The organism is Xenorhabdus sp. BG5, from assembly GCF_015163665.1.
Classification (GTDB): Bacteria; Pseudomonadota; Gammaproteobacteria; order Enterobacterales; family Enterobacteriaceae; genus Xenorhabdus.
On record NZ_JADEUG010000015.1, the window covers coordinates 76,451 to 91,277 of the forward strand.

The 14,827-nt window shown below is 43.1% G+C and carries 28 protein-coding genes; 12 read left to right on the forward strand and 16 right to left on the reverse strand.

All coding sequences use genetic code 11. The annotated features are described in order from the left end of the window. Nucleotide 1: 1 nt before the first annotated feature. From IQ209_RS09885 to IQ209_RS09935, 11 genes are all read right to left on the reverse strand, one after another. Nucleotides 2–196, reverse strand: a complete 195-nt coding sequence (locus IQ209_RS09885) for a hypothetical protein (protein ID WP_193851139.1) — start codon at nt 194–196, stop codon at nt 2–4. Beyond that, entirely contained in the window at nt 177–773 is a 597-nt protein-coding gene (locus IQ209_RS09890) for a hypothetical protein (RefSeq protein ID WP_193851140.1), read from the reverse strand. The genes IQ209_RS09885 and IQ209_RS09890 overlap by 20 nt, the downstream gene beginning before the upstream one ends. Continuing rightward, the gene (locus IQ209_RS09895; RefSeq protein WP_193851141.1) at nt 770–1,591 is read right to left on the reverse strand and encodes a PD-(D/E)XK nuclease-like domain-containing protein; all 822 of its coding nucleotides are present in this window, start codon (nt 1,589–1,591) and stop codon (nt 770–772) included. Before IQ209_RS09895 ends, IQ209_RS09890 begins: the two co-directional genes overlap by 4 nt. Further along, nucleotides 1,588–1,863, reverse strand: a complete 276-nt coding sequence (locus IQ209_RS09900) for a hypothetical protein (protein ID WP_193851142.1) — start codon at nt 1,861–1,863, stop codon at nt 1,588–1,590. Before IQ209_RS09900 ends, IQ209_RS09895 begins: the two co-directional genes overlap by 4 nt. After that, nucleotides 1,860–2,252, reverse strand: a complete 393-nt coding sequence (locus IQ209_RS09905) for a hypothetical protein (protein ID WP_193851143.1) — start codon at nt 2,250–2,252, stop codon at nt 1,860–1,862. Before IQ209_RS09905 ends, IQ209_RS09900 begins: the two co-directional genes overlap by 4 nt. 72 nt (nt 2,253–2,324) lie before the next feature. Further along, nucleotides 2,325–2,726, reverse strand: a complete 402-nt coding sequence (locus tag IQ209_RS09910; RefSeq protein ID WP_193851144.1) for a hypothetical protein — start codon at nt 2,724–2,726, stop codon at nt 2,325–2,327. Next, nucleotides 2,719–2,937, reverse strand: a complete 219-nt coding sequence (locus tag IQ209_RS09915; protein WP_193851145.1) for a hypothetical protein — start codon at nt 2,935–2,937, stop codon at nt 2,719–2,721. The genes IQ209_RS09910 and IQ209_RS09915 overlap by 8 nt, the downstream gene beginning before the upstream one ends. Nucleotide 2,938: 1 nt before the next feature. Continuing rightward, on the reverse strand, nt 2,939–3,175 hold the full coding sequence (locus tag IQ209_RS09920) for a DUF551 domain-containing protein (protein WP_193851146.1): 237 nt from the start codon (nt 3,173–3,175) through the stop codon (nt 2,939–2,941). Beyond that, nucleotides 3,162–3,491: a hypothetical protein gene (locus IQ209_RS09925; RefSeq protein ID WP_193851147.1), complete on the reverse strand. Its 330-nt coding sequence runs from the start codon at nt 3,489–3,491 to the stop codon at nt 3,162–3,164. Before IQ209_RS09925 ends, IQ209_RS09920 begins: the two co-directional genes overlap by 14 nt. A gap of 56 nt (nt 3,492–3,547) precedes the next feature. Next, nucleotides 3,548–3,847 carry a hypothetical protein gene (locus IQ209_RS09930; RefSeq protein ID WP_193851148.1) on the reverse strand — a complete coding sequence of 100 codons (300 nt, stop codon included), beginning with the start codon at nt 3,845–3,847 and terminating at the stop codon, nt 3,548–3,550. A 26-nt stretch (nt 3,848–3,873) separates the two neighbouring features. After that, nucleotides 3,874–4,248 (reverse strand): hypothetical protein, encoded by a 375-nt coding sequence (locus IQ209_RS09935; protein WP_193851149.1) that lies wholly within the window; start codon nt 4,246–4,248, stop codon nt 3,874–3,876. Nucleotides 4,249–4,706: 458 nt separating this feature from the next. On the opposite strand from IQ209_RS09935, the gene IQ209_RS09940 reads away from it, so the two are divergent. Beyond that, nucleotides 4,707–4,940 carry a DUF2767 domain-containing protein gene (locus tag IQ209_RS09940; protein ID WP_228005805.1) on the forward strand — a complete coding sequence of 78 codons (234 nt, stop codon included), beginning with the start codon at nt 4,707–4,709 and terminating at the stop codon, nt 4,938–4,940. A 42-nt stretch (nt 4,941–4,982) separates the two neighbouring features. Here IQ209_RS09940 and IQ209_RS18310 read toward each other — a convergent pair whose 3' ends face one another. The 3 genes from IQ209_RS18310 to IQ209_RS09955 form a co-directional block, all read right to left on the reverse strand. Continuing rightward, entirely contained in the window at nt 4,983–5,306 is a 324-nt protein-coding gene (locus IQ209_RS18310) for a hypothetical protein (protein ID WP_228005806.1), read from the reverse strand. Continuing rightward, nucleotides 5,303–5,734, reverse strand: coding sequence for a hypothetical protein (locus tag IQ209_RS09950; RefSeq protein ID WP_193851150.1), 432 nt, complete (start codon nt 5,732–5,734; stop codon nt 5,303–5,305). The genes IQ209_RS18310 and IQ209_RS09950 overlap by 4 nt, the downstream gene beginning before the upstream one ends. 187 nt (nt 5,735–5,921) lie before the next feature. Next, nucleotides 5,922–6,353, reverse strand: coding sequence for a helix-turn-helix domain-containing protein (locus tag IQ209_RS09955; RefSeq protein WP_193851151.1), 432 nt, complete (start codon nt 6,351–6,353; stop codon nt 5,922–5,924). Nucleotides 6,354–6,453: 100 nt separating this feature from the next. On the opposite strand from IQ209_RS09955, the gene IQ209_RS09960 reads away from it, so the two are divergent. The 11 genes from IQ209_RS09960 to IQ209_RS10010 all read left to right on the forward strand — a co-directional run bounded on the left by IQ209_RS09960 (nt 6,454) and on the right by IQ209_RS10010 (nt 13,882). Then, nucleotides 6,454–6,666 carry a helix-turn-helix domain-containing protein gene (locus IQ209_RS09960; protein ID WP_193851152.1) on the forward strand — a complete coding sequence of 71 codons (213 nt, stop codon included), beginning with the start codon at nt 6,454–6,456 and terminating at the stop codon, nt 6,664–6,666. A gap of 448 nt (nt 6,667–7,114) precedes the next feature. After that, nucleotides 7,115–7,282 carry a hypothetical protein gene (locus IQ209_RS09965; protein WP_193851153.1) on the forward strand — a complete coding sequence of 56 codons (168 nt, stop codon included), beginning with the start codon at nt 7,115–7,117 and terminating at the stop codon, nt 7,280–7,282. Further along, nucleotides 7,275–8,144 carry a replication protein gene (locus IQ209_RS09970; protein WP_193851154.1) on the forward strand — a complete coding sequence of 290 codons (870 nt, stop codon included), beginning with the start codon at nt 7,275–7,277 and terminating at the stop codon, nt 8,142–8,144. The genes IQ209_RS09965 and IQ209_RS09970 overlap by 8 nt, the downstream gene beginning before the upstream one ends. Nucleotides 8,145–8,253: 109 nt before the next feature. Beyond that, a complete protein-coding gene (locus IQ209_RS09975) occupies nt 8,254–10,140 on the forward strand; it encodes a toprim domain-containing protein (protein WP_193851155.1) in 1,887 nt (628 codons plus the stop codon). A 241-nt stretch (nt 10,141–10,381) separates the two neighbouring features. After that, nucleotides 10,382–10,822 (forward strand): YbcN family protein, encoded by a 441-nt coding sequence (locus IQ209_RS09980; RefSeq protein ID WP_193851156.1) that lies wholly within the window; start codon nt 10,382–10,384, stop codon nt 10,820–10,822. Continuing rightward, entirely contained in the window at nt 10,819–11,166 is a 348-nt protein-coding gene (locus tag IQ209_RS09985; protein WP_193851157.1) for a hypothetical protein, read from the forward strand. Before IQ209_RS09980 ends, IQ209_RS09985 begins: the two co-directional genes overlap by 4 nt. Before the next feature lie 69 nt (nt 11,167–11,235). After that, nucleotides 11,236–11,484, forward strand: coding sequence for a hypothetical protein (locus tag IQ209_RS09990; protein ID WP_193851158.1), 249 nt, complete (start codon nt 11,236–11,238; stop codon nt 11,482–11,484). Further along, nucleotides 11,456–12,055 (forward strand): recombination protein NinG, encoded by a 600-nt coding sequence (locus tag IQ209_RS09995; RefSeq protein WP_193851159.1) that lies wholly within the window; start codon nt 11,456–11,458, stop codon nt 12,053–12,055. Before IQ209_RS09990 ends, IQ209_RS09995 begins: the two co-directional genes overlap by 29 nt. Beyond that, the gene (locus IQ209_RS10000; protein ID WP_193851160.1) at nt 12,052–12,246 is read left to right on the forward strand and encodes a hypothetical protein; all 195 of its coding nucleotides are present in this window, start codon (nt 12,052–12,054) and stop codon (nt 12,244–12,246) included. Before IQ209_RS09995 ends, IQ209_RS10000 begins: the two co-directional genes overlap by 4 nt. Then, nucleotides 12,243–13,076, forward strand: a complete 834-nt coding sequence (locus IQ209_RS10005; protein WP_193851161.1) for an antitermination protein — start codon at nt 12,243–12,245, stop codon at nt 13,074–13,076. Before IQ209_RS10000 ends, IQ209_RS10005 begins: the two co-directional genes overlap by 4 nt. Before the next feature lie 302 nt (nt 13,077–13,378). Further along, the gene (locus IQ209_RS10010; RefSeq protein ID WP_193851162.1) at nt 13,379–13,882 is read left to right on the forward strand and encodes an HNH endonuclease; all 504 of its coding nucleotides are present in this window, start codon (nt 13,379–13,381) and stop codon (nt 13,880–13,882) included. A 143-nt stretch (nt 13,883–14,025) separates the two neighbouring features. Here IQ209_RS10010 and IQ209_RS10015 read toward each other — a convergent pair whose 3' ends face one another. Next, the gene (locus IQ209_RS10015) at nt 14,026–14,307 is read right to left on the reverse strand and encodes a HigA family addiction module antitoxin (RefSeq protein WP_193851163.1); all 282 of its coding nucleotides are present in this window, start codon (nt 14,305–14,307) and stop codon (nt 14,026–14,028) included. 11 nt (nt 14,308–14,318) lie between these two features. Beyond that, entirely contained in the window at nt 14,319–14,600 is a 282-nt protein-coding gene (locus IQ209_RS10020; protein ID WP_193851164.1) for a type II toxin-antitoxin system RelE/ParE family toxin, read from the reverse strand. Nucleotides 14,601–14,827: the final 227 nt, after the last annotated feature.

Consider the following 14,827-nt stretch of genomic DNA (forward strand, 5'->3'; position numbering starts at 1 on the left):
GTTACAGGGTTCTATCTGGATTGCCGAGCACGGTCACTCGGTGTTGGAAGTCGGTAGGTTTTTGTTTGCCTTCCTCGCGTCTCTCTTTTGCGTCGAGTTTATGGCATTCAACGCACATTTTGTTTTTCACATATCGTAGAGTGTGTCCCAACTGGCACGGGTTGCCAGAATAATATTTACTCGGTTCCGCGGTCATGGGCTGGCGTCTCCAATTCTGATTTTCTGATGTTATAGACTTCGGTCATTTTTTCTTTATGCTCAGGATAGTTAGCTAACGCTTTTTCAGCCCACTGATAGGCAGTTTTTAACTCAGCAGGATTCATTTCATTGGCTTGAGCAGTAAACCGAGTCAATATCTCTTGCGGATCTTTTGGTTTTACATGAGTAACTTCCAGTTTTTTAACCCGATGTTCGGCGCGTTTTCCTCTAGATACCGATAACATCATAGAAAAATCCGCCTCAACATCACTCATGGCATAGACCTTGATACCGCCAACTGCAACACCGCCATATTTAACAGTGGGATCACCAATCAACGTTAATGATTTACCCACCCATGAATGACCATCTGTACCCCAGCCGCCAATCAAAACCCGGCGCATGGATTTAGACGGTTTATAAGGCCGGCCGTCATAACCCACCAAATCAATAAAAACGGGTTGCTCTTTTGTGCCTGCCCGAACAGATTTGATAACAGCAGTGATACTGGTTTTTTGGACATCATCAAAGTTCAGTTGGTCTGATTTTGGAATAATGGTATTTGATAAATTCATAGATATACCTCATCAACATATTCTTCATCGAATAGATAGGCGGGAACGTTAATTTCACTGGATGGCAGTACTATCCCCTCGGTTCGCAGTGATTCGTCTTCCATGCAGGCTTTTAGCTTGTACAGAGACTCAAACATAACTTTGTAACCCAGCTCCAGCGAATCCTCACCGATGTAGTACATGCAGTTGCTGTAGGGGGGATTGTTTTGTAACGCGAAGAAGCAGAACTGGTTGAGTTCTCTGCCCGTGACCAGTTTCAGGACATATAGGTAAAATGCGGCTTGTACGTGATAATGTAACTTGCCGAATTGCTGACTGAATTTGCGCTCAGTGGCATCACGACAGCTTTTTATATCCAATGGATAAGGGGCGCTTTCTGATAATCTGTCGAACCGACACTTCAAGTTAAGCTCAGTTTCCGGGCAGGTGGCAAACATAGAAACCTCTGAGTGCCCCCGGTCATTCAGATAATCCATGAAATCGCCATTCATTCGGGCGGATTTAACCATCTGTGTGACGGTCTCAACTTCACCATTGACCAGGATCTTTTCAGCCTCAGCATGTTGCAAAAGTGCCTTATATTCCGCTGATGCTCTGGTTTTAATGTCAGGTTTTAGAATGAAGTCCCTTTCAAATTTATCCGGCTCAAGCAGGGCGGCATGAATTGCCGTTCCAAGATGTGATGATTTATTTCCTTTGAATGGGTTGAAGTATAAATTAGCTGGGCTAAGGCTAATAGCCTTGACACTGGTTGAGCCTATCGCTTCATCCTTGTGATAGCCCTCATTGGAAATGTCATAATAGATACCGGGTTTCATGCTGCCTCCCGTCTTTTTATCTCCAATAAACTTAGGTCGTACAAACAGTCATTGAGCTTATCAAGCGCATCACTGTTCTTATCAAGCAGAACGCCGAAAAGCTCAATCATTTTGGGGGATAAAACACCTTCGGGATCTTCTGGCAGGCTGCTATATAAGCCATAAACCTTGTCCCCTCGCTCTTCTTCCAGCATCTCCTGATATGCCGCTTCCTCTCTGTCCCGTTCGTATTTTGCATCCTGAGCTGCATAGGGGTTGTAGTCGAATCTCATGCGGCCTCCCGATGTAATTGTTGAGCCAGTTCCATTGCGATTTTGCGACCCATCCCTGATTTAATAATCGCCTCAACTAAACTCGCCTCATCACAGTTATTCACGAGGTAAGTAATTATTTCGCTAGGATCTGGATTGGAGCGTTTAGCGAACTCTGAGAATGTCATGTCAATTTGCAGGTCTGCGGGGTCTGTGAATATTACCTGCGTGCGTCCATGCAATGTCCTACTGGTTGTTTCGGCGTAGGTATAACTGAGCGTGATTGGATACATGATTACCTCCGTTAAACCGGAATAAATACGAATGATGAGATGATGAGTAGTGCAATTCGGCGCTTCCATGCGCACCGGTTCCTGACTGCCTGTGGTTTTGCGGGTACGACTGCGCACCCGTCCAACATGTTGTTACGCATGTAACAGTCCCTCGTTAGTGAAAACGATTAATTATTTTCGGATATTGGATTATTTAGAGGTCAGCGCTATCAGCGCTTTGGCGTGGAGTTCGGCGGATTCGCGGTCGAGGTGAATTAGTCCGCGTTGCAGCCAGATGGTATCCTGTTCATCGCCATCCCAACATATAGCGTCTGCGTAATTTCCGCAAATGTCTGGAATATAATACATTGTCAGTTCTTCCAACGGCTCTCTCACTGGCTCAGGAACATCATATTCCCCGATTTTGATAGTGCGGGGTTTCAGGCGGTACATCAAATGAGGATCAAAAGTGATACATCGTTCGCAATCTATCCAGATGACATTATCGACACAGTCAAATGCGCCATATTGAAAATGTCGCCACGGTTCATTATCTGTTTGCGCTATTTCTGCATATTTCATCATTAAATCAGCGTGAATGTGTTTAGGCATTGTTATTCCCCCGTTCTTTCATCATTCCATCGGCCATTTTGTACGCGTCTTTTGCCAGTGAAATTGACCATCCTTCATCAATAATAGGTAATAAATTAGTATTAATAATTAACGCAGCCAATGCCTTAGCCGCAAAATAATCACGTAATGTCATATCCAGTTTATTTGGTGGGACTATTTCGAGTTTTTGTTTTTTCTCACTGAGTTGCATATTATTCTCCTTTCGGTGGTTGGGGCAACTCCATCCAGTGGGTGATTTCTGATTTAGATAACCGCATACCTCCGCTGGGTTCTACATACCACGTATCAATCAGGTCATCACTATCGATACTTCTAGTAACACCACAGAATGTTACTATTGAGTAGCGAGCTTCATTGAGTGAATTTCGATACAGTACTAAATATCTACCATATGGTGGCTTGTTATCACTGAGCTTAATCCACCCCATAAACCCTCCTGTTATTCAGGTAATAAAAAGCCCCACATTGGTGAGGCTGGTGTTTTTCTTTTACTAATTCAATTAACTCTAACTGATATTCAGTTTCATCAACTTTAACTATTGTTGGTACGTTTGCTTTGTTATTATTACTAACAATTAGTGATGCAGTATCTAATACCAGATTAGTAACATCCCGCTTACCGCCTGACATGATACTTACATTGTTAGTCCCTTTAATCTGTCTCAATTTACCCAAAAACGCTTTATTCGATAAAGTAGATACTCTAATACTCAGAGCATCTAATGTTTTGTTGCTATTAGACATATTATCCTCACTGTAATTAACTCACCACAGCCCACTCGGAAATGAGCTGGAGTTAGTTAATTGAGCAAAGTAATTGGTTTTATACTGATACTCTTTAGTTCTATTACAGCTCTGATTATTTCTGCATACGTAACATATTTGAATTTCTCAGGACGACCATGTTGAATATATTCATTTACAGACATCTGACGCCATTCAGGATGAGGATCATTCCCACACAGAACAAATTTAGAATCATCAAAATCTTTTTTGAATACATCCACATTGATAGACTCTGACAGGCCACTACCGTAGTACATTGTTGCAATTATGCGAACAATAGTTGATTCTTTATGAATAGTATGAATTACCTGCATAACAATCTCCTCAGTTATTAATATTTTCACACCCTCGCAGTAACCCCGCCCGACTCCAATCTACGGCGGGAGTTGGTTTTGGTTGAATAAAGTGCTACGTCACTCATGCAGCAATTATCAAAACTGGGTTCTTGTTGCTCGTCGTCACCTTTGACTTGAACAATCAGATTAGCTATTACATTCGCGCCATCGTTTTGTGGGCGGCGCTTGAGCGTTAGTACCTTGCGTGGCTCAGTCTCTAATCCGAACGCCTCATCAATAATGTTCGATAAGACCTTCTCTTCATGTTGGCGAATGTGCTCTTCTAAACGGTGACTGGTTATCAAATTGCTACGTTCCAGATGGCGACGCATTTTGGAACTCAAACGGCCACCAGTAGGCAAAATAGTGATACTTTCCATTTGATTACCCCTATTAGTAAATTTTGGGGCGCAGTTAATGAACTGCGAGTCTGTTTGAAATTTGCACACCTATAATTTAGGTACGCACTTTCCAGCGACTCACTGCGTCTATCCTTAGACTCTGCTAACCACGCCCCAAAACTCACTTTGGGTAGGGACTCTCCACACGGGCGGAGCATTCATTGTAGGTACTACTGGTACTGCTTAGATTTAACTTGGTATCGAATCATCCAGCTCTTCTTATGCCGCTGGCGGCTACTTCGTGGGCGTCCTGCCTGTTCGTTGATATTAAAATTACAAGAAAGTTTGTATTTTGTAAACAAGAAAGTTTGTATGTTTTTTTTGTTTTTGAATTAATTATTTGATTTTTAAGTGAATAAATTTTTATTGAGGCTGGATATTGTGATTATGTCATGAATTGATCGCAATCATACTTAGCATATTGATCACGTGCTATTTTGTACAAAATACAACTGTTAGGAATTGGTATGGCAGAAGAGCGCAAGACGACGGTTTACAATGATGTTTGTCGTGTAATAGGTAGAGCTGTGGTGCTATTGAACGGACAGGTTATCACCGAGCGCACTATTTGGTTGATGCTGAAAGCGCAGCTTGATCAACTGGATGATGGCAACGAGTACATGCGGCAGATATACAGTACCGCTATAAGTTGGATGGAAGAGCGTATGTGAAAAAGCCCTCGCGGAGAGGGCTATTTTAGCTTTCAGTGAAAACTAAAAAATCAGCTTAGATACGGCAATTGCAATGCTCGCTGTAGCTATGATGGTTGCTGCTATCCATTTAGTTTGCTTGCCTAGTTCTTCATGCAAATCAGCTTTTGTTGCATAGTTTGATTTGATGACAGCGAGATCTACTTTAATGGAATGCACATCTTCTTCTAGTCTTTTCACTCTAGCTTCCATATTTCCACCTCCTCCACCATTGCCATTCTTTAATGATGATTGATTGTTGGGATGATGTCCATCATTTGGTGAAACATTAGACACTAATCTTTTCCCACTAGAAAAATTAACAACGTTAGAGCTTTCAGGATTCATTTCCACTCCCCTTTACGAAATACTCTAAAGCGAGACTCCGTTTTATGAAGCACTTTACTCGGTTCGTCGACGCTAGAAATAGAAATTTTAATAGTATGAACACCTACACTTGCCATTTTGACTGATAGTTCAGCGCGAAGAAATCCTGGGACGTCAACGGGGTCTGCGTCATCATCATTTGCTGTTACAGGTATTTTTACTGGTAATTTATCAGGCGGTTCTTTTAAGATTGTTACGCCACTTTTATCAATGATATCTAATGAAATTAAATATTCTTTTAACTGTTTAAGGCCAACAAAGGCAGCGGCAACCGTTATCTTTGTATCAACGGGTAATTTTTCACACTGAAAGTTAAGAATAGGTCCTTCATTACCATTTGTATCTTGAGCCGCTGGAAAAATGAAAGCTATTTTTTCTTTTCGTTCCATTTTATCTCCTGCATCAAATAATCTGTTGAAAGATACTACATCACTCTTTCCAATGCCTGATCGGAAATCATCCAAATTGTGATGAAGGTGAAAGATTAGATAAAGGGCCGCACCTTGCAGCCTATATAAAAAATATGATCAGCATAACATTTCACAACGTTATGATTTACAGATGAAAATTTTATTGTTACCCTGCTTTACTGCCATGCTTCGCCAACATCTCGGCGAAAATTGCAGCAAAATGTGCCGATTTTGCCTTCAATTCCCGTAGAAAGCGTGAGGCTTCTTCTGCGGGTAAACTGTCAAATAGATCCAGTAATTCCTCCTGCTCCTGGGTCAATTTTCTATAGTTTGAAGGAATTTTTACATTGACTGGATGAATTGAGGTTTTAGGCAGTTGAAACATTTCTTCCGTATTAGGTTCACCAGTTCCGTCTTGCAGCCACTCTAAAGAGCACTTCAAAGCCTTAGACAATTCGAGCAAAAACCTTGGCCTCTTTGTAGCACCACTTTCTAGTTGCTGAATTGACTGTTGTTTAACGCCAGCAAGGGCGGCCAACTCTACTTGAGTTAGGTTTAGTTCAACCCTGCGATTTCTGACGCGCTCTGAAATTGACATATGTACTCCTGTTCTAATCCCTAATTTTCACAAGAAAAGTTGTATTTGACAAACAAGCAAATTTGTTCTTAAATACAAGAAATTTTGTATAGGAGGTACAATGGAGACATTATCGGAACGTATGAAAGCCAGACGTTCAGAAATGAACATGACTCAATCTGAACTTGCCGCAATTGTCGGTATTCGGCAACAAGCGATTCAACAAATAGAATCGGGATTGATTAAGCGCCCCAGATTTATTTTGGAAATCGCCTATGCTCTTAGATGTGATCCATCATGGCTGATTAACGGTAATCACAATACTATTGCATGATCGCGCTATTGCGCAAACTCCTACAATGAATGCTCCGCCCGTGTGGAGAGTCCCTATCAACCACCTATTGGTAGGCTAAACCATAACCAACCCGAAATTATCGGGCAGCCTCGCAAAGAGGACTGGTTCAACTGACCCGAAATAATCAGGGCAATTTCTATCCCTATCTATGATCATCATCTATCTCAGGACAGTTGATACTTTAGGTGTCGCGGAAAAATTTTACGTGACCATCCATCATCTATCTCAGGATAGTTGATGTATCTGTATATTTATTAAACGAAACTAAACATTAGGAATTTTACGTATGGGAATTAAAGATGGGAAAAGAAAACCCCAGTTGCTGTAACAACTGAGGTTCCTGAAATGCAACTTGAGATGTCGATTTAACGACTGAGGGGCAGTATGCAAGTCCCCCTCAAAACAACATTTCTATGGAGAATTATACATGAAAACACAATTTAATCACAGCGCTGTGCATAAAAATAACATGCGTGACAGGTTGGCGCGTTCCGTTACTGAGGATGGAGCGAAAAAGTTACGTGACGCTCTGGAAGACGCCAGATTGCGTCTGGGGCATAGCGAGGAGCTGACCGGAGGGAAGCGGCATGGGTAACGTTGCATACGCCGATTTTGGAGCTAAAAACAGGCAAGAGAGGCCAACAGTGGCGAATCTAGAAGACGGGTTCACCAGGGTAGCTAATGAGCTTCTTGATGCAGTTTTATTATCAGGACTGACTGAAACTCAGTTGTACATTGTGTTGGCTATCTGGAGAAAAACCTACGGGTACAATAAAAAAATGGACTGGATCAGTAATGAGCAGTTCCAGCAAATGACTACCAAAGATAGTACCAAATGCTCTACTGCCAAAAACCAGTTAATCAGGATGAAAGTTCTGATTCAAAGCGGTCGGCAAATTGGTATGAACAAGAACATTTCGGAATGGGAGACGAAGTTTAACGGATTCAGTAAAAGTTTTACCAAATCGGTAAAGAAAAGTTTTACCGAATCAGTAAATCGCTCTTTACCGAATCAGTCAAACACAAAAGACAATATTACAAAAGACAAGAAAGACAATAAAAACATATTGCCCGAACCTGTTCAGGCAGCATGTGAAAAGTTGCCTCATAAGCCAGCCAAACAAGACCAAATCCAATCAGCATTTGAAAATATTTTCTGGCTGGCAGGAATGCGTAAGGTCGGTAAGCCAAAAGCACTATCCTCGTTCAAATCTCAGTTCAAAGCGTGGAGGAAAGAAACGGGAGGGACGCCAGAGCAGTTTGCTGAATTTCTGGTGGCAGATATCCGGCTACGCTTGCAGTCAAGAATATTTGGCTTTGAAAATCTTCACCCCTCTACTTACCTAAACCAGCAGCGCTGGACAGACGAAAAACCAACCACAAATACACCAACTAAACCTACCGTAGGTCAATCAGGGATCACTGTCAGTGAATCGGGACTGGTTTTTCTGGAGTAACCATGAAATCACGAATCAAGACCATGCTCATGTTTGGTTACAACCACGGGCTGATTAGCGCTGATGTGGTTAATTATTGGTTCAAAAAATTAAATTTGAAGGAGGCATGATGACAATTACGGAGCTATCAGATCGTCTTTGGTCTGACGTTGAGCGGGTAGCAAAATATTTACTGCCAAATGGCAAACGTGAAAGCCATGAATGGGTTGCAGGTTCAGTGAATGGTGAGTCAGGCAAGAGTCTGAAAGTGAATCTTACCGGGAAGAAAGTCTGGTCAGATTTTGCTGAGGGAATCGGGGGTGATTTACTGGATTTATGGGTTCAGGTGAGGGATTGCAGTTTGCACCAAGCCATGACCGAAGCCAAACAATTTCTGGGCATTACCGATGATGATCATAACTTCGAAGCCAAGCGCCAGAAGAAATTTAGCCGCCCTAAAACCGAGTCACTAAAAAAGCATATCCGCAAAACAGAAAACTGTTACAGCTACCTTGAATGTAGGGGGATTAGCCGGGCAACAGCCGAAGAGTTCAAGGTGTGTGATGCTGTGATTTGGTCACACGATGAAAACCGGGAGTTACCCGCTATCGCCTTCCCCTACAAACGAGATGGTGAGTTGTTGCAGGTCAAGCGGATCAGCACTGAGCGTCCGAACGGGAAGAAGGTTATTTCCGTTGAAGCGGACTGCGAACCCTGCTTGTTCGGATGGGATACGGTGCCGAAAAATGTCAGAGTCGTCATCCTTTGCGAAGGTGAAATTGACTGTATGAGTTATCACCAGTACGAATTGCCCGCACTTTCTGTCCCGTTCGGCGGTGGCAAAGGTGCCAAGCAGCAATGGATTGAGTTTGAATATCACAACCTCGACCGCTTTGAGGAAATCTGGATCTCGATGGACAGCGACGAGGTAGGACAGGAAGCAGCAAAAGAAATTGCTAATCGATTGGGTGCGCATCGGTGCCGGCTGGTCAAGTTGCCGCACAAAGATATCAACGAGTGTTTGCAAGCCGGAATGACTCAGGACGAGGTAGTTTGCTGTCTTGAAACTGCCGCCTTTTTTGACCCAGAGGAGTTGTACAGTGCCAGAGAGTTCTATCATGACACAGTACAGGCATTCTACGGCAAGGAACAGTATTTATTTCGTAGCCCGTGGGAAACACTGAATCACAGTTTCAGTTTCCGGGAATCAGAATTAACCATACTCAACGGTGTTAATGGTCACGGAAAAAGTGAAATATTGGGGCATGTATTGTGTGAAGCCATGAGACAAGGAACAAGGGCGTGTGTGGCGTCATTCGAATTAAAACCCGCCATATTTCTCAAACGGCTGACTCGTCAGGCTACATGCAATAAGCGACCACCAATGATTGAACTGGAATCTGCCTTTAGTTTTTATGATGACCGACTCTGGATATTCGGACTCACCGGAACCGCAAAAGCAGATCGGCTATTAGATATTTTCCGGTATGCCAACCGTCGCTATGGTATCAATCTATTCATTATCGATAGTCTGATGAAGTGCGGCATTGACGATGATGATTACAACGGGCAGAAGGCGTTTCTTGATTCGCTCTGTGACTTCAAGAATAAAACCAACAGTCATGTGATTCTTGTCACTCATAGCCGCAAAGCCGATAGTGAGGATAAACCTACTGGGAAAATGGATGTTAAAGGCTCTGGTTCAATCACGGATTTGACAGATAACTTATTTATCATCTGGCGCAACAAGCGTAGGGAAAGAGCATTGCAGAAGTTACAAGCCGGGCAATTGCTCAGTGATGAAGAACAGCGTCACACAAACGAGCCGGCTTCAATTCTTTGTCTGGAAAAGCAACGGAACGGTGAAGGATGGGAAGGTAAGATCCCGTTATACCTTGAAGAGCAATCCCACCAATTTCTCATCATGGAAGGCGCAACACCCTATAACTACATCGCCAATATGCCTAATTCTGACTATGACGAAGTTTGGCGCGGCGAGAATGTGACTGAATATTAACCCCACCGTAAGGACTTTTGAGATGAAACTAACTGAGAGCTACACAGTAAACGACAGGTAATAGTGGCATGGAACCAGAGGGCAAATAACGATGAGTAAACTCAAATGCAGACGATGCAGAAAAATGTTAGACCGTTCGGATTTGGTTGCGGTTAGCGGGCGAGGCTCATTTACTGATTATTGCTGCCCTAACTGTGGCTGTAAAACATTTTCGCCTGTCGAGGAGAGTAACGGAGGCTAGATGGAATGTAATTTTCTATTCCATGAATCAACCAAACAGTCCGCATGGCAGCAACTCAAAGAAGTGCTCGCAACAAATCAACCTCATCGCATCATCATCAAACCGTGGAAAAACACCCGATCGCTATCTCAGAACGCAACCATGCATATGTGGTTTGGCGAGATTAGTCATTTTCTGAAATCCAACGGGGCGAAATTCTCACCAGATGAGGTTAAAGAGATGATGAAACATACATTTCTGGGTTACGAGGTTGTGGAGCGGATTGATGCCAGAACGCAGGAACCAGAGCGTGTCAGGACACTACGCCAGACCTCCAAGCTGGATACGGGCGAGATGTTTCGGCTCATGGAGCAAATTGAGCAGTGGGCTATGGACATTGGTTGTTTCGTGACAGCACCCCATGACAGTGATTACATGAAACTCAAACAGGAGGCAGGATGAATGTTAAAAATATTTCTCAGCATCCCAATGAGTTAATTGGTGAGCTTTATGAAGAAAATAACCGATTACGCAAGCAATTATTGATAACCAGACAGAGTTTAATCAGTGCTAACTCACGTTTAGATGCAGCTCAACGTGAATTGAGTTTGCGCAATTTTGATATCAGTTGCATACCACCAATTTCTGTATCACCACAGATTAGACAATGGATGGACGAATATGGCGTGCCGTGGGAAGCGCTATATTGCCAGATCTGCCGCAGTTGGTTTTCTGATTTAGATAGTGCATTCCCATACCATTTGGAAGGATGCAGGTGTAAATGTGATGAGGAGCAAAATCAGTGAGGTTTTTAATATTTATCGGATTTTGGACAGCACTCATGCTGATTATGGGATATTCGTTAGGGGGATAAGGTGGATAAACAGCAATACCAGTCATACCTAGATGGCGTTGATGACGTCATTAGGCGTGAGAGGGATTATAAACGATGGCCGACAATAAAACGTGCGTTCAAATATCTAATGTTGGCGATTTTTGGTGACTCCGGTGCTGTCAGTTATGCCGGATGTGTTTTTTATTTAGGGGCTGTCCTCACATCAATCAAACATGGTGAATTTAAGAAGGAACGGGAGAATGAAAAAGCTGAGACGGAGAAAATGTAAAATCTGTCGGACGTGGTTCCATCCCCAATATGGCAATATTGAGTGGTGCAGCCCGGAACATGGCGCAGAATTAGCAATCAGAAAAAGAAACAGAGATAGGGAGAAAGCTGAACAGAAACGACAACGAGAACGACGACGAAAAGAAGTAGAAGCCCGCGACAAACTCAAAGCCCGCAAACTCTCAGTAAAACCACGCAGTTATTGGATTCAACAAGCTCAGCACTCCGTCAATGCCTATATCAGAGAACGAGACTGCGATTTACCGTGTGTTTCCTGTGGCACGCATACGTCTGCTCAGTGGGATGCAGGCCATTACCGGACAACCGCTGCTGCACCTCAATTGCGGTTTGATGAACGCAATATTCATCGTCAGTGTGTTGTCTGTAATCAGCATAAATCGGGGAATCTGGTTCCGTACAGGGTGGAGCTAATTCGGCGAATCGGTCTGACAGCGGTGGAGGCTATCGAATCCAATCATGATCGGCATCGTTGGACGATTGAGGAATGTAAGGCTATTAGGGATAAATACAGGCAGAAGCTCAAGGAATTACGGGCGCAGGAGGCGGCATGAATATTATCTTCGATGATTTTTATGAAGCTCTGGAGGATGCCAGACATAAAAAAGAAAAGTATGGCAGAGATTACAACATCATCCAGTTCAAAGACCGGGCCATTGTAGTTGGGGAAGTCATGCTCGGCGTCAGGGTTATGTTTAGCACTGCCAATGATAGTTATCACACAGTATTGCCGGGGATAAAATGAACTTAGAATCACTACCAAAATATTTTTCACCTAAAACTGTTCACATTAGTGACTCTCCAGCCGCAACAGCTACTGATGCATTCTCAATTACCGATGTTATGGCCTCGCTAGGATTGGCGTCCGCTCAGGCGAGGTTGGGTATTGAGCTGTTTTTGGCGAAACAGGGGATCAATAAACCCGATGACGCGGTGGAGAGTCTCTACCAGTATGCACTGACGCAGGTTCACAAACACCTTGCAATCGCAAAACTCGATGAGGATATTAGGGTATCCGTACTGCAAATACTCGCAAATTATGCATTTCAGGATTATGCGAGGAGCGCGGCTAGCAAAAAGCCGTGTCCAGATCCAGATTGCGATGGCGGTTTCATCTCGGTACGTAAATTCACGACAAAATTTGGAACAAGAGAAGGGATGCTCGTTGGCTCATTGGCATCACTGGGTCTGAAACCAACGCGATTTGTCACCTCTGCTCGTGAAGTTGAGGAAACCTGTCGCATTGTCTGCAAGACCTGCAATGGTAAGGCGGAGATTAGTCACTCTTGCCGCTGCAATGGTCGTGGTGAAGTTCTGGATAAGAGGCAAACACAGTTGCTCGGCATTCCAACCTATAAAACCTGCCCTAAATGCTCAGGTCGTGGATATTCCAGATTACCCGCTGAGGATGTTAGGAGAGCTATCTGTGATGAGGTAATGGAGTTACCTGAAACGACATGGAGGAGGAACTTCAAGCAGCTCTACGAATCATTGGTAGAGGAATGCTTCAAAGAAGAAGCAAAGGCCGATTCTGTTCTATCAAAACTAACAAAAAGAGAAATTATTTTCACATAAATATTAAATGATAGATAAACAATATTGACAGAGTGGCGAAAATAGCCCATCATTATCTCAACGATGGGTTATTGCCTCTCGTTGAAACAGAATAGAATTCCAAGCCTCGCACTCGCGGGGCTTGCAAAATAGGTCACTGATATTCAGTGGCCTTTTTTATTGCCTGTCAGAAGCGCCATGCCCGGCGTAAACAATCCACAGAGTCTTACAGAAACGATCCTTGGGAAGCACCGATATATTTCGGCGATATCTCTGTGGGCGGTGTTTCTGGGCAACAAGGCTCGTTTCTATAGGTATTTGCCATGAATGAACTGAAACGTTTGAAGGAATTATTCGTTGCTGATGGTGAGCTTGGTGTTCTTGTTGTTAAGGAAGATTTTAATTCATACAAGAAAGGGGATGTTATTTCTGCTGGAATAGCAAAATCAAGATATAAGCTAATAAGGATAAATGGAAGGATTTTATCCCTTCACCGAATTATATGGATGCTCCTGAATGGGCCAATTATTGATGGCTTAGTAATAGATCATATCAACGGCAACACTAGAGATAACAGGATTTGTAATCTTCGAGCTTGCAGCCAAGAAGAAAACTTAAGAAACAGAAAGACGCACTCCAATAATCAGTGTGGTCTAAAAGGTGTTTATTTTGATGGTTCAAGGGTACGCCCTAGTCAATGGAGGGCGCAAATACGACATCAAGGTAGGAAGATATATCTAGGGCGATTCCCCACAAAAGAACAGGCTCACTCAGCTTATATCAGAGCAGCAAAAAAACTTCATGGTGAATTTTCCCGCGATATATAATTTCGTATCTACCAGTAGTCAACTCTGAGTTTACAACTCAACTACTGAAAAATTTGCAGTAGTTCAAAATCCCGCAAGAGTCGGGATGTTTAGAGGACTATTTCAATTCCCCCGAATTCGAGGGAATTACGATTCACTTAACCTTACAGGTGAGCGAATATCGGCTTGATTTCAGGGCGTTGCTGTTGTGAAGCCTGCCACAACTCATATTGGGACTGCATATTGGTCCACATTTCAGCACTGGTTCCCAATGCCGCTTCTAAACGGAGTGCCATATCTGCTGATATGCCCGTGTTACCATTTAAAATACGGGATAAAGCCACACGGGTTACACCCAGTGCTTTTGCTGCTTCGGTAACAGATATATCGCCTAAATATTCACGCAAAACAATTCCGGGATGTGCAGGGTTATGCATTCTGTTCATAGTGTTATTCCTCAGTGATAATCGTGATAATTAACCAAAATGACATCTTCGCCTTCAAAGCGAAATGTCAGCCGCCAGTTTCCATTAACAGAAATAGCCCAGTGACCTTTTAAATCAGCGCCCTTTAATGGATGTAATTTCCAACCGGGAGCGTTCATGTCATCGGGTTTTTTAGCGGTGTTCAACGCGGTTAATTGAATATTCAGTTTTACAGCGTGATTTGCTTGAATGCCGGCTGTAGAACCTGTTTTAAAGAATTTTTCCAAACCTTTATGCTTAAAACTTTTGATCATTGTGCATCACCGCTGTAAACTGTATAGCATCAGTATACATTAAATGTGTGCAGTGTCAACCAAATTCGCCACCGCAATCACTCACAGAACCTCAGTATCGCTATTGCGGTTGGCAACCTATTAACTCACTAGAGAGGTGAATGATGGAATTATCCTTTGAAGTTGGTATGCCAACAACAGCGACTAGCTTTATGTTTGCTGATTGTAGTAGTGGTATCGAAAATGGC